This is a genomic window from Bythopirellula goksoeyrii, assembly GCF_008065115.1.
GTDB lineage: Bacteria > Planctomycetota > Planctomycetia > Pirellulales > Lacipirellulaceae > Bythopirellula > Bythopirellula goksoeyrii.
Map to the genome: position 1 here is coordinate 3,433,343 of NZ_CP042913.1, position 13,072 is coordinate 3,446,414.

Here is a 13,072-nt window from a genome sequence, read left to right on the forward strand (position 1 = left end):
GAAGGCTCAAAAGTGTTCTAAACTGCTTCTGCTTCGGCCATCACTTGCTCAGCAACGGCTGCTTCAGGATAACTGGCACGAATCCGGTCGTAGCCATCTGTGTAAAGTTCGTGGGCGAGTTCCACGCCACCTGTTTCGACGATCTTGCCGCCGAGCATCACATGGGTGAAGTCAGGCGTATTCTGATCAAGCAGTTTGTCGTGGTGCGTTATGATCAGAATGCCCATCTGGTCGCTGCCAATCTCAGCAATGCTCTGGCTGGCCAGCTTCACGGCATCGACGTCGAGACCGCTGTCGGTCTCGTCGAGGATGGCGAATTTTGGTTTGAGCATAGCCATTTGAAGGATTTCAGCACGCTTCATCTCACCGCCTGAAAAACCATCGTTCACATAGCGGCGAGCAAACTCGGTGTCCATCCTAAGTTGTCCCATCTTCTCGGTCAGCTCTTTGCGGAACTGACGCATGGGTATCAATTCCTCTCCCTCTTTGCGTTCAGGATTGCGAACGTTGGTTGTCGCATGACGGAGGAAGTCGGCCATCTTCACGCCGGGAATCGCCATCGGACGTTGGAAGGCCATGAAGATGCCGGCGCGGGCGCGTTCGGTCGCGTCCCACTCGGATATGTCAACGCCGTTGAGCTCAATCGTCCCCTCGGTCACTTCGTAATTGGGGTGACCCATAATGACGTTGCCCAGCGTACTCTTGCCCGATCCGTTAGGACCCATCAGAGCGTGTGTTTCGCCACGATTGATCGTGAGATTTACGCCGCGCAAGATTGGTTTGCCTTCGACGGACACATGGAGATTCGTAATTTTAAGTGTTTCAGACATTGAGTGGTGAGTGGTTAATGGTCAGTGGTCAGGTAGCCGCGATGCTGAGCACCGCAGGTCTTACCCAGTAATCTTCTGGTGATCGTAGACAGGTTCAGTGTCGATGGGGCTGTAAACATAGCCACTGTGGTGAGGCATAGGGAGCTCGTCTTCCAGCTTGCGGCCTAATTGCCCGGTGCCAGCGCTGCCGGCCATTTTGGCGATTTTATGCCCCTTGATCTTGTCTTGAATTCTCATCAGGCCTTCGAGCAAGGATTCAGGACGTGGTGGGCAGCCTGGGACGTAAACATCGACCGGTACGACTAGGTCGACACCCTTCACGACATGGTAGCCGTACTTGAAGTAAGGACCGCCCCCCACAGTGCAGGCACCCATTGCAATGACAAACTTAGGATCCGGCATCAGGTTGTAGAGTCGTCTCACTCGGCTAGCCATTTTGTACGTTACAGTGCCCGCGACGATCATCAAGTCCGCCTGGCGCGGTGTGGCTCGAAACGCACCAGCTCCAAAACGATCAAGATCAAATCTACTCGCGCCTGCAGCCATCATCTCGATGGCACAACAGGCAAGTCCAAACGTCATCGGCCAAATGCTCGATTGACGAGCCCAATTGATTGCCTGCTCGACGGTCGTCGTGACCACGTTCTCTTCAAAACGTCCTTCAATCCATGGCTGTGGCATAATTCTTCTCTTTTACTCTTTTGCATTTGTTCGTGGGGTTATTCTTCCCCGGTCGGCTTCCCAAAGAACCGCCAGAATCCGTCAAGGTTATCATTCTCTCCAAGGGGTTGCTAGTATCGCAAGGTTTATAGTGTGGGTGCTGACCGGCCGTTCGTGTCGAAAGTGCAGTGCGTCGCTCCATCCAAGCGGCAGGAACTGAGTTTCAGCCCTTCTCCCAATACTTCCGAGAACAACATTTTTTCCATCGAGCAAACCGTTCGATCTTGCTCAGCCAGAGTCGGGTAGGGGCAGGCTAGGGCTGTCAGAACGGGAAGTTGGGAGCCATCGGTTTGCGTCACTTCAAACGGGACGTCCCGTTCACCCATTAGGGCTACCAGAGACTGCATTCGTTGTTCGATGGAGTCCCCTTGGATCCGATCGCGGTAGTGATCTGCCAACTGGGACACAATTCTCTTCAACAGGCCATAGCGAACATCAGGATCTTTAACGGCCCGGATTTCAGCCCACAGCACCCCCGCCAGATCTTCGTAGTTCGTGCCACTGGTGCGAACTCCGGCTGACGAAAGCGAATAACGATGGGTCGGTCGTCCCCGGCCAGCTTTCTCCGATTCCCGTTCGATTAATCCTTGTTCCATGAGCCGAGTGAGGCGTTGCCTCACAGCAGTGGCGGTTACTCCGGTAAATTCAACGAGTTCACTAATTGAGGCCGCACCTTCCCGGCGAACGAACTCAATGATCTCTCGATCATTCGTCGAATTATCAACTCCATGCTGTAGGCTAGTTTCGGGCATAAGTCGTTATATTGACAGTGTTTTTGATCGCTTCTCTATCGGTAATCATATACGAATGGCGATTTTTGACAATGGATTATGTGAAAAATACTACTCGGTTTTCTGCGATTGGCGTAAAGTGTTGACCCAAAAGACTTTATCCGCTACAAGTAGCTGCGAGTTTGACGACCCTAGACCAAATCCCTCACCTATTCAAGACGCTTCGGAGTCCGCGCATGAGCGATAGCAAATCACAAGGAGGTGACCAGTGGGGCTCTCGTATTGGGGTGATCTTGGCGGTAGCAGGTTCAGCGGTTGGGTTGGGAAACTTTCTGCGATTTCCCGGGCAAGCCGCCCAGAACGGTGGTGGGGCGTTTATGCTCCCCTACTTCGTTAGCCTGTTGATCCTAGGTATACCCCTCTGTTGGGCTGAGTGGACCATGGGCCGCTACGGCGGAACCAAGGGGTTCAATTCGGCACCGGGGATATTCCAAACTCTTTGGAAAAACCCGCTCGCCAAATATCTCGGCTCGATCGCCTTGCTCATCCCGCTCGTGATCTACATGTATTACGTTGTGATCGAAGCCTGGTGCCTGGGCTATGCTTTTAACTATCTCACCGGTGATCTGATGTTGGGCGAGAATTCAAAAGAGTATTCCAACTTCTTTGATAAGTTTGTAGGTGCCAGTGCAGATGGCGCACTCTTTTCTGAGGGTGGTTCCAACCTCCTTGTCTTCTTGATATTCACGTTCGTGTTCAACTTCATACTCATCTATCGTGGCATCAGCAAAGGGATCGAGAGCTTCTGCAAGATTGCCATGCCGATCATGGTCATCTGCGCATTGTGCGTCCTTGCGAGAGTCCTGACGCTCGGTAGCGAAAAAGTCTCCGCAGGTTTGGGAGCGATGTGGAATCCGAATACAGATTATCTCATGCAGCCGAAGACTTGGCTGGCAGCCTCAGGACAGATTTTCTTTAGTCTATCGGTTGGCTTCGGTGTGATCATCAACTACGCCAGCTATCTCAAGAAAGACGACGATATCGCATTGAGTGGTCTTTCTGCCAGCAGTATGAACGAGTTTTTCGAAGTCTGTCTCGGTGGGCTGATTACGCTGCCGGCGGCGTTTATCTTCTTAGGGGCTGCTGCTACAGAGCAAGGTACGTTTGGTCTTGGCTTCAATGCCTTGCCGAATGTCTTTGCGGTGATGCCCGGGGGACAGTTTTTCGGATTTCTGTGGTTCTTTATGTTGTTTATCGCTGCGATCACGAGTAGTCTCTCGATGCTTCAGCCAGTGATCGCGTTCTTCGAAGAAGGTCTGGGGCTTAAGCGACACGCCTCGGCTGCGCTGCTGGGCTTGGTCTCAGCCATGGGGAGTGGTTTCGTCGTCTACTTCTCTAAAGGAATGGTGGCCCTGGACACGTTTGACTTCTGGGTAGGCACTATGTTTATTTTCATTCTCGCTATGTGCCAAGCAGTTATCTACGGTTGGATCTTCGGAATCGATCGAGGTCACGAAGAGTTGCATCGTGGAGCAAACATCCGTGTTCCCTGGTTTGTGCAACTCATGCTCAAGTACGTCACTCCTGGTTTTCTGTTTGCCATCTTCATTGGCATCTGCATCACTCAAGGTCCCGACTATGCCGAGACGTTGAGCAAGGGGGGTATTCCCTTGCTGTCGATCCTTTTTATCCTGACGATTTGGATATTCTTACTGCTCCTAATCAACATTGCGGGAAAACGTTGGATTGCTGAAGGACGTTTTCAAACTATTGCCCATGAGGACTAATGCAATGCAGCCTTCTGGTTGGTTTATCATGCTAATCTCCGTAGGAGCGGTGCTTTCTTTGGTGAGCTTCTGTTTGTTTCGCGTGCTAACACTGCCCGAATCGGAGATGGAAGATCTCGAAGGGCCACTTACGATAGATACTGGAGATACCAGCGACGCGGATTGAGATTCCGTGCCATGTCGCGCTGGGGCTTGGAAAGCGCGGCTAACCAACCGGGAAAAAGCTCTCAACCACTTGGTTGAATTCTTGGGGAGTAACAACTGTCCCCACGTGCTTGCGAAATTCCCTTGCACCGTGACGGCCTTGGGCGTAGCAGCAGGCGAATTTGCGCATTAGCATAGTTCCTCTCTCATCGCCAAAGCGCTCACACACCAACTCATAGTGGTGAAGCATCAATTGCTTTTCTTCGGCAAGCGTGGGATCAGGAGGTATGGGCTCACCTCGAATGGCTGCCGCAGCTTGCGCGAAGAGCCAAGGTTTGCTGAGCGATGCGCGCGCGATCATTACACCATCAACTCCATAGCGTTGGAACGCATCAACCACTTTTTGAGCCGAATCGAGATCGCCATTGCCGATCAGCGGAATTTTGTGGAGATGGGATTTAATCTCCGCGATGCCATCCCAGTCAGCGGAGCCACGGAACATGTCGGCGGCAGTGCGACCATGCACAGTAAGGGCAGCAGCCCCGGCCCCCTCGACAACCTGGGCAATCTCGCAGGCATTGATGGACTCGCGCGTGCAACCAAGCCGAATCTTGGCCGTGACAGGCGTTGGAGCACAGGCTGCGACGACTTGCTCGATGATGTCGCCCATTCGCTCGGGATGTTTGAGAAGGTAGGATCCACTGTGTGCTTTTTGCGTCACTTGTCGGACAGGGCAGCCAAAATTGATGTCGACGACACTCACGGCGTATTCGCCGGCAAGTCGTGCTCCGACTTTGGCAAGTGTGGCCGGTTCATTGTCCCAAATCTGCACGGCCAGCGGTCGGGGTTCTTCGGCGACTCCCCAGAGGCGATCGGGATGCTCAGCTTCCTGCTCATCAAGCCAGACAAAACCCCGAGCGTTGACCATTTCGGTCGCCAACAACCCCGCCCCGCCATATTCGCGGACGATTTGCCGAAAGGCAAAATTGGTAAACCCCGCCATTGGGGCCTGCAAAATTGGCGGATCGATTAGCAGCGGACCGATGTAGAATGGCGCGGCTAGAGGGCGGCAGGCGATGGATTCGAGAGTGGGGGACATGCAGCCATGGTACAACGAAAGCAGTGATATCGAAAACCCGACCAGCTTGCTATGCAGCCCGCCTCGGAGGATCTCTAATAAGCGTCTATCGGCGGGGGACCAGGATCGAACGTTCGGCGTTATTTGGCAGGGCGTTCCAACTGTTTTCCGGTGTGGAGCGAGACTGAGATCGGCTCACATCTGAAGAATCTAACTGCTCTTCGGCACTTGTTCGACGAACCGCTGAATCGACTGTGGTTGCTGGCGTGCCTTCAACTCGGATGAGCATGGCTACAAGTCGTTGCGGCTCGACGGTGCCGGGAGTGGCAAGTTCAGTGTAGCGAACGATAGCACGATTGTAGTCGGCCACGGTTTGCACAAATAACCGGCGACGTGCCGCAAAAAGCTCATAGGCTGTAAGAAGTTCTTTTCCATCGGTATTCGGGCTTCGCTGCTCGCTGACAGTGAACATCCATTCCCGAGCGTTGGAGATCTCTTTGGCTTGGTTTTCAATAACTCCAGCAGCTCCTGTGAGAAAGCCATCATACTCTTTCGCAATACGTGGAGTTTGTTCCTGGGAAATGCTATTCTGAAGTGGAAACAGTTCACTAAACCTCGTGTTATAAGTTCCTACGAAGGGAAAATCGCTGGGCAAGGGGGCATGATCCTCGCTTGTCAGACTCAATATCGCGGCGACTCGCTGTTGGGCAACTTGTGCTCGCTCTAGAGCAAGTTGTTCACGCGACTTTGCCAGATTTAAACTGTGCTCCCATTGAGGACCTGCTTGCGCAATACCACGACGAAGCGTTGCCAGTTCGATCGTTTCCTTGAGTGCCAAATTATAATCAAGCACTGCCTGGGAGAGGTCCCAATAAGCCTCGACATGCTGAGTCTGCTCGCGGCGGGTGGGAGACGATGCAATGACTTCAGTGAGCGCAACTGGAGTGCCAGGCAATTGGCTTCCCGAGACGGATTCGCTGAAGCTCTTCAAGATGGAGTCAGGAGAATCGGCTGTTGAGGTGCTTGGGACACTAGTCGTTGCAGGTGGGGCAGGCTTTGACGTTTCGCTGGGTGGGGTAACGACTGGAGTTTCGACGGCAGTAATTGGATCAGTTTCTGTGGAGCCTTCGATGGTATTTTGTTCGAGAGTGTCCTGTGGGGAATCTTCAAAGAGTCCTGCTGTCGAATCAGTTTCTGCAGAATCCTGAGGAGGCTGCTCAGCGGGCGAGGAACTCGCTTCTTCAGAAAGGTCCAGCGGTAACACCGAATCAGTCTCGGAAATAGGATATCGATCGCCCAATTGGCCGAATAATAGTAGGCAAAAGATTAAGCACATTTCGGACATGGCCATTACTCCCTTCGGTAGGAATCCTGCAATAAATCCTAGAGATTGCAGAAATTGCGGGCATGGAACTCACTGGAAGAGAATAGCTTGGCACGGACGGTGCGAGTCGTCAATCCTCGGAATTCTGCCTGTAGCATGGGCACTTTTGGCTGTCGCGAATGCCGGGCAGGAGTGCTCGAAATACTCTCAATCCAGTTCCTCAAGCCAGACGCGGAGTTCGTTTTCGTATTCGCTGGCCAGATCGCCCATAACCAGAGTACGTTGAAATTCGGCCAAGCCACCTGGGCCAGTGTCGGCGTCCTCGGCACTAGCGAAGCGCAGCACAGTATCGGGGGCAGTCAGCCGACGACAGATGCTCATCAACAGTTCGCTATCGGCTACGTCATCGGGGAGGATCGAATCGAGTCGCTGAGGAAGAGTCCATTTGGCTTCGAGCATTTCTCCCAGATTACGCAGTCCAGCAAACAGCGGTCGACCGGCCAGAATCTCGATCAGCACGTAACCCAAACTAGCCAAATCAGATTGAGCCGTGAACTCATTGCGCTCGAGCATCTCCGGGGCGGCATACTGCGGTGTGCAGGTTCTCTGCTCGGGCATGTTGTCCAACTGGAGAGCAGAACCAATGTCCACGATTTTGGGATGGCCGGTTCGTTTCACCATGATATTCGATGGCTTTAAGTCGCCATGAATGATTTTTTCTCGATGCAATGCCGCCAGCCCTGCCAGACATTGGCGAATAATGGCCACAGCGACACCAGGTTTCAGGCGCGGACGAACATGGCCTGCGGTGACAATGACATCGTTAATGTATTTCCAACGACGTGTGTTCACTCGCTGCTGAACTCGCGATAGCATTGCTGGGGTAAGTAAATTGTCGAGATCGTACCCGTCGACCCATTCCATCTCCATCACTCGAATGCGGCTACGCTCGGCAAAGTTCTGCACATCCAGCAAGTTGTCGTGTTGGATTTTTGCTACGCTACTAGCGACCATAGCAATACGTTCCATCGCCCGATCGTAGCTTTGCTGACACGAGAATCGCTCGGGCGAAAAAACCTTGAGGGCAACCGGAAGAGTAAATCCGTCTGATCCACGTCGATCGGTGAGATAGACCACACCTTGTCCACCAGTTCCCAGCAAGCGGCGAAAGCGCAGATGCTCCGTCCAGCCGATGTACTGAGTGTTGAGCAAATGCTCGTACCGCTGGTACAGCTCACTCGGACAACGGCGAGACTCTTCGCCGTTGAATGTGATCGTCCGCGTTCCTTGCAGAATCGTTGTCGAAGGGTTCATCCGTTACCTATAACATCGGGAGGGAGAGAAGGAGTCAACTCGAGGTGCAACATCAGTTTTTCGCGACGGAGACCGGCGGGCAGGTATCGACGTGAATGGTCGCCATGGTGGGAATAAAATTGGAGCAGAGCAGGTGCAATATCTTGGGTACTTAGAATCCACTATAATTCCATCCTAATCGGGAAAGTGGAAAAGAGAATGATAATCCGATAAGCGAACTAGAGTCCATATCGTAATTTAGGCCAAAAAGGCTCCTAGATTACCAAATTCTCCGGGAATGAGGACACTCTAGGTCTGAAACAGGATCGCTCCAGCTTGCGGAAAACCGAGGTGCTTATCGACTTGGTTGATGAGGGTCTCGCCGGCTTGAAATCTTCGCGAGTTCTCCACGAACAAGCGGGTCATGTCGTCGATACGGCTTGCACGCTGTCCTCCCACATGGGGAGTGAGAATCAGATTGGGGATCTCCCAAAGCGGGCTTTCTAAGGGAAGTGGTTCTATCTCGGTAACATCGAGGCCTGCTCCCCAAAGATGGTCATCTTGCATCACCCTGGCCAAGTCGCCTTCGACAACTAAAGGCCCCCGAGCCATATTTATCAAGACTGCGTCTTTTTTCATCAGCCGCAAGCGCCGCTCGTCGATCATGCCGCGAGTGTAGTCGTTGAGCGGCGCAGCCAAGATCAGGGAATCCACACGAGGCAGTATCTCGTCGAGCGCATCCGCAGGCAGCAGTTCATCGACCTCGGCAGGTTTGTTCTCAGGGAACCAGTCAGTGGCCAGAATGGTCGTTTCAAACGGTTTCAGGACTTTGGCCAGAATCCGCCCATTGCCTCCCATGCCAACGATTCCGATCGTCGAACCATGTAAATCGCGTGTCGGCCGGCGGATGAATTCGCGCTTTTCCTTTGCACGGAAGTATGTCGGCAGATCGCGGAGCATTCCAGCAAGTAAAGCAAGCGTATGGTCTGCAACCTGTCTTGCTAGAACCCCCGAAGCGCTGCTGACTAAAATGTCGGACTCTATCACCGGAGGAGTCAGGCAATGGTCCATTCCCGCGGCCGAGGATTGAATCCACTGTAGTCTGCCTTTGGCGACGACTTCGTTCCATGGCACGGGGACTTTGGCATGACCACAATAAATATCGGCATTGACCAACTCCGCGGCAATTCTTTCCTGTCCCGCATCGACAATCATGGCTCCAGGCCAAACTGCTTGGATCTGCTCTAGGTGTCGTAGCTCAACGGGATAACAAAGGACAATTCGCATAACCATCAACCCAAAAAAGAACCGAATTATAGGAAATCGGAAGCCTATTTTAGCAGTCCCACGCCACTTTGGCACTGGAGGAACGACAGTCTGCACCTTAGAATACAAGGCTTGGCGAATTCCTGAACCGGTCGCTTTTCACCGAACGGCAATTCAACGATTTCTTTCTAAGTAGTGCCTGTCGTACCTTGAGGTTAGCATTGTGAGCGAAAGTTCTCCAAAAGAAAGTCCATCTTCTTGTGGAATTAGCACGGGTTGCTGTGCTTGGTCAGCCATCACTGCACTTGTCCTATTGCGATTGGTAGTCGGTTGGCATTTCTTCAGCGAGGGTGCCAAAAAATTCGAGTACGATCCCGGTCGTCACGAGTGGAACTTGACCTTTTCAGCCGAAGGGTTTTTCAACGGGGCCACCGGTCCATTTGCTGAATTCTTTCAATCCCAGGCTCCCACGACTCACAACTGGCGCGATCTGCTCGCTCAGCCGCAGGAAATGACACCCGAGGCTACCGACAAACTAGCCTCTTGGGTGACTCGCTACGTCAATCGCCGGCAGAAAGAGCTTAAGGCCGGAAAGTCCTCGGAAGCCGAGTTCGCCGAGTTTGCACCCGGCAATGACTGGGGTGAACAGATCCGCACCGATTGGCAGGCTCGCCTTGATGCCTTCAAGAAGATCAAATCGCTTAGTGAAGAGCAGCGCAACCAAGCTGATGAAGTGTACGCGAAGCAAGAGCTCAACTTAGCGGATTTCTTGGCCGAAGAGGCTCTTGATATACAGGACTATCAGCACCAGTTGTGGCGGTTAGAAAATGCCGAAGAACAGGGGGGTGCCGATGAGATACCATTCCGCGAGGAGCGTGTCGCTGAAAAAAAGGCCGAGACATCAAGAACCCCTCTCAAGTGGGTCGGCATGGTAAAGAATTACGATCAGTTTCTCGCGGAAGACTTCAAAGCCTTGGTGTCCTCGCAGCAAAAGACTACTTCGCTCGAAAATCGGGTCAGAACTGCCGTAACTGATCCTCAAGTTACAGATCTGCAGCGGAACAACTTGCTCGTTGCTTGCGTAATAACGGCTATTGGGTTCTGTTTGTTAATAGGGTTCTTCACCCCTCTTGCAGCGATCCTGGGAGCTTTGTTTTTGTTGATGGTCATGGCTACCCAGCCACCGTGGGTGGCAGGGGCCAGATCGGAATTTTTCTATTATCAATTAACCGAATTTGCAGCCCTTTTGCTGCTTGCCGCCACATGTGCAGGCAAGTACGCCGGGCTCGATTCCATTATCCACCGCTGGTGGTCCAAACGCGGCACCACCAAGGGAGATTGAAAACGATGAATCTAACGCCCGAAGAAAAGGCAATCGGCAAACAAAATTTCCAGGAAGCAGTGGGTACAAACCGGCGTGACTTCTTGAAGGGGACCATTCTAGGCGGAGCCGCTGGAGGGGCCACCCTCGGCGCACTCTACTTCAACTACGGTGCGATCAAGAACGATCGCTTGCGAGTTGGCATCATCGGCACGGGCGACGAAGGAGGCGTGCTGATTGGTTCGCTTAACCCAGATTATATCGATGTAGTGGCGATTGCCGACATTCGCCCTTACAGTTTTCACCGCGCATTCCATGGAGATCTCAACAGCGACGGCACCAAAGCCGCCCGCCCCGGCTTGATGGATGTTTATGGTTGGAAAACGGAGCAAGAAGCTCGTGAAAAGGTCAAGGTTTATGGCGAGAAAGAAGGGGAGACCTACGAGGCACTGCTCGCCGATCCGAATGTTGAAGCTGTGATCATCGCGCTCCCTCTTTGGTTGCACAACACAGCAGCCATCAAGGCGATGCGTGCTGGCAAACATGTACTCACTGAAAAGCTGATGGGCCACAGTGTCGCTGAGTGTAAAGAGATGGGCCGAGTGTCAGACGAGACGAACAAGATTCTTGCTACCGGCCATCAACGCCACTACAGCATTCTCTATGACAATGCCGTCGATCAAATCTCCAGCGGCTTGATTGGTGAACTGCACTCCATCCGTGCCCAATGGAACCGCGACAACTTGCCGGGAAGAGACAGTTGGTCTCCTGATCTGCCCAGCGAGAAGTTTGTGGATCAATCAGGTGAGCCATTGACACCTGAAGAATTTACCGCATTGGAAAAGGCCGCAAGTAATGCAGGGGGCTCGAAGGCGGTAGCTGCCTTACGTGATGAGTACCACATGCTGAGAGAATATTTCGCATGGGTGACGAAACGCGATCAGAGCAAGGGTATCGAAGCAGAAAAGTGGGCGGAGAAAGTCGAACAAAAGCGTAATCAAATCATGGATTACAAGACGGATGCTGCTGCGTTTGGCTACCAAGACAGAACCTTATCCAATGGCTATCAGCGGTCTCCCATGGAGGAACTGATCCGCTGGAGATTGTGGGATCGCACCGGCGGCGGACTCATGGCCGAATTGGGTAGTCATCAACTTGATGCTTCGAGCATATTCATTGCCTCCCAGCGAGAAGGACATCAAAAAGTCATGCCGTTGGCAGTAAGTGGCATGGGGCATCGCTCGCTCTTCCCGCTTGACCGCGATGTGGACGATCACGTTTACACGATGTTTGAGTACCCGGGCCTTGGTTACTACGAGGACGGCAAGGGTGGTGAGGTTGCCGATCCCAACAAGAAGATCGTGGTCACCTACTCCTCGATCAATGGAAACGGCTATGGCGGATACGGCGAAGTGGTGCTCGGCACGAAAGGAACACTCATCCTCGACCGTGAGAAGGATGCATTTCTGTTCAAGAAGTCCGACACGCAAACTAAGATCGAAGTCACCCAGGGGGATGGCGGCCCTGCCATGGATACCTACGAAACCGGTGGTGGTGCCGCTCTCGCTGAGGTTGCCACACCAAAAGACATTAGCCGCGGTTACAAGGAAGAGATTGAGCACTGGGCCTGGTGCATTCGTAATCCAGATCCTGAGAACCAAGTGAAGTGTCCTCCCAAGATTGCCATGGCCGACGCCATCATCGCCCTCACCTCCAATATAGCGATGCGGGAAAATCGCCGTATTGAGTTTAAACCGGAGTGGTTTGAAATCGAAAGCGATGAAACGCCCGAAGGAGACAAGCCACGGAAGACGAGTGAGTTGGTTTAGAGAAAATAAGACGCCCTCCGGTTGACTGGCTCCAATCGGAATTAAGAATCCTTACCTCCAAAAATACTCTCTAAATCCCTGGCTGCGTGGAGTACGCGAACTATTTCAATTTCTTCCGATAGGATGCGGTAATAGATCAGATAGTTTTTGAAACTCGCTACAGACCAAACGCGGATTCCTTCGAGAAGCGGGTTAGCAAACCTGCAAGAGCCTCCTATTTCTGGAGTTCTCTGTAAGATTAGTAGCGTGGCGTCAAACGCATCAAGAAACTTGATCGCTGCTGGAGGGTTCCTGCTGTTCAAGAAAAGCGCGCAATGGGATACGTCTTTTTCTGCGGCACTTCGCAGACGTATCGGTAACTTCATGGATTCTTGCCCATCGTCTGGACAGTGACCTTCTGTTTAAGTTCAGCAAGAACCTCTGGTGACCAGTGACGCCCGGGTTCACTCGCCAAGCCTTCTTCGAGAAGTGAGGCTACGTGGGGATCATCGCTAATTTCTCGAGTAATTTTTTGGTGTTGTTGGTCGGCAGCGACCAGTGCTTGCACGTATTGATCGGGTGACGCGAAACGGCCTGCTGCAATTTGGGCACCGACATATTCCCCAATCGCATCCGGCAAGTTGATCTGAAATTCTGACATGAGAACCTCCTGGAATAGAAATCATTGCTTCTATTCTAACAACTCCATAAGAATCGGCAAAATGCTATTCTTCGGCTCCCCAAAAAGGGATTCAGCAGCAGGTTTTCTC

Annotated in this window: 13 protein-coding genes; 4 read left to right on the plus strand and 9 right to left on the minus strand. The window is 52.5% G+C overall.

The window, feature by feature from the left end; all coding sequences use genetic code 11:
• Positions 1-17 precede the first annotated feature (17 nt).
• From sufC to Pr1d_RS13720, 3 genes are all read right to left on the minus strand, one after another.
• Entirely contained in the window at positions 18-830 is an 813-nt protein-coding gene (gene sufC, locus Pr1d_RS13710) for a Fe-S cluster assembly ATPase SufC (protein WP_148074058.1), read from the minus strand.
• Between the two features lie 60 nt (positions 831-890).
• Positions 891-1,511: an NADH-quinone oxidoreductase subunit B gene (locus Pr1d_RS13715; RefSeq protein ID WP_148074059.1), complete on the minus strand. Its 621-nt coding sequence runs from the start codon at positions 1,509-1,511 to the stop codon at positions 891-893.
• Positions 1,512-1,636: 125 nt separating this feature from the next.
• The gene (locus Pr1d_RS13720) at positions 1,637-2,302 is read right to left on the minus strand and encodes a helix-turn-helix transcriptional regulator (RefSeq protein ID WP_148074060.1); all 666 of its coding nucleotides are present in this window, start codon (positions 2,300-2,302) and stop codon (positions 1,637-1,639) included.
• A 215-nt stretch (positions 2,303-2,517) separates the two neighbouring features.
• Here Pr1d_RS13720 and Pr1d_RS13725 point away from each other — a divergent pair, with 215 nt between their 5' ends.
• Together Pr1d_RS13725 and Pr1d_RS25770 are read left to right on the plus strand one after the other, a co-directional pair.
• On the plus strand, positions 2,518-4,068 hold the full coding sequence (locus tag Pr1d_RS13725) for a sodium-dependent transporter (protein ID WP_148074061.1): 1,551 nt from the start codon (positions 2,518-2,520) through the stop codon (positions 4,066-4,068).
• A 4-nt stretch (positions 4,069-4,072) separates the two neighbouring features.
• Positions 4,073-4,234: a hypothetical protein gene (locus tag Pr1d_RS25770; protein ID WP_168204975.1), complete on the plus strand. Its 162-nt coding sequence runs from the start codon at positions 4,073-4,075 to the stop codon at positions 4,232-4,234.
• Positions 4,235-4,273: 39 nt separating this feature from the next.
• Here Pr1d_RS25770 and dusB read toward each other — a convergent pair whose 3' ends face one another.
• The 4 genes from dusB to Pr1d_RS13745 all read right to left on the minus strand — a co-directional run bounded on the left by dusB (position 4,274) and on the right by Pr1d_RS13745 (position 9,194).
• Complete coding sequence (gene dusB / locus Pr1d_RS13730; RefSeq protein WP_148074062.1) at positions 4,274-5,311, minus strand: tRNA dihydrouridine synthase DusB; 1,038 nt, start codon at positions 5,309-5,311, stop codon at positions 4,274-4,276.
• Between the two features lie 85 nt (positions 5,312-5,396).
• A complete protein-coding gene (locus Pr1d_RS13735) occupies positions 5,397-6,635 on the minus strand; it encodes a superantigen-like protein SSL4 (RefSeq protein ID WP_148074063.1) in 1,239 nt (412 codons plus the stop codon).
• Between the two features lie 186 nt (positions 6,636-6,821).
• Positions 6,822-7,928 (minus strand): serine/threonine-protein kinase, encoded by a 1,107-nt coding sequence (locus Pr1d_RS13740; RefSeq protein ID WP_148074064.1) that lies wholly within the window; start codon positions 7,926-7,928, stop codon positions 6,822-6,824.
• A gap of 288 nt (positions 7,929-8,216) precedes the next feature.
• Entirely contained in the window at positions 8,217-9,194 is a 978-nt protein-coding gene (locus tag Pr1d_RS13745; RefSeq protein ID WP_148074065.1) for a D-2-hydroxyacid dehydrogenase, read from the minus strand.
• Between the two features lie 202 nt (positions 9,195-9,396).
• Here Pr1d_RS13745 and Pr1d_RS13750 point away from each other — a divergent pair, with 202 nt between their 5' ends.
• Both Pr1d_RS13750 and Pr1d_RS13755 read left to right on the plus strand, forming a co-directional pair.
• Entirely contained in the window at positions 9,397-10,515 is a 1,119-nt protein-coding gene (locus Pr1d_RS13750; protein ID WP_148074066.1) for a hypothetical protein, read from the plus strand.
• A 5-nt stretch (positions 10,516-10,520) separates the two neighbouring features.
• Entirely contained in the window at positions 10,521-12,323 is a 1,803-nt protein-coding gene (locus tag Pr1d_RS13755) for a Gfo/Idh/MocA family protein (protein WP_148074067.1), read from the plus strand.
• 41 nt (positions 12,324-12,364) lie between these two features.
• Here Pr1d_RS13755 and Pr1d_RS26700 read toward each other — a convergent pair whose 3' ends face one another.
• Entirely contained in the window at positions 12,365-12,688 is a 324-nt protein-coding gene (locus tag Pr1d_RS26700; RefSeq protein ID WP_148074068.1) for a type II toxin-antitoxin system RelE/ParE family toxin, read from the minus strand.
• Complete coding sequence (locus Pr1d_RS13765; RefSeq protein ID WP_148074069.1) at positions 12,685-12,963, minus strand: ribbon-helix-helix domain-containing protein; 279 nt, start codon at positions 12,961-12,963, stop codon at positions 12,685-12,687. The genes Pr1d_RS26700 and Pr1d_RS13765 overlap by 4 nt, the downstream gene beginning before the upstream one ends.
• Between the last annotated feature and the right edge of the window lie 109 nt (positions 12,964-13,072).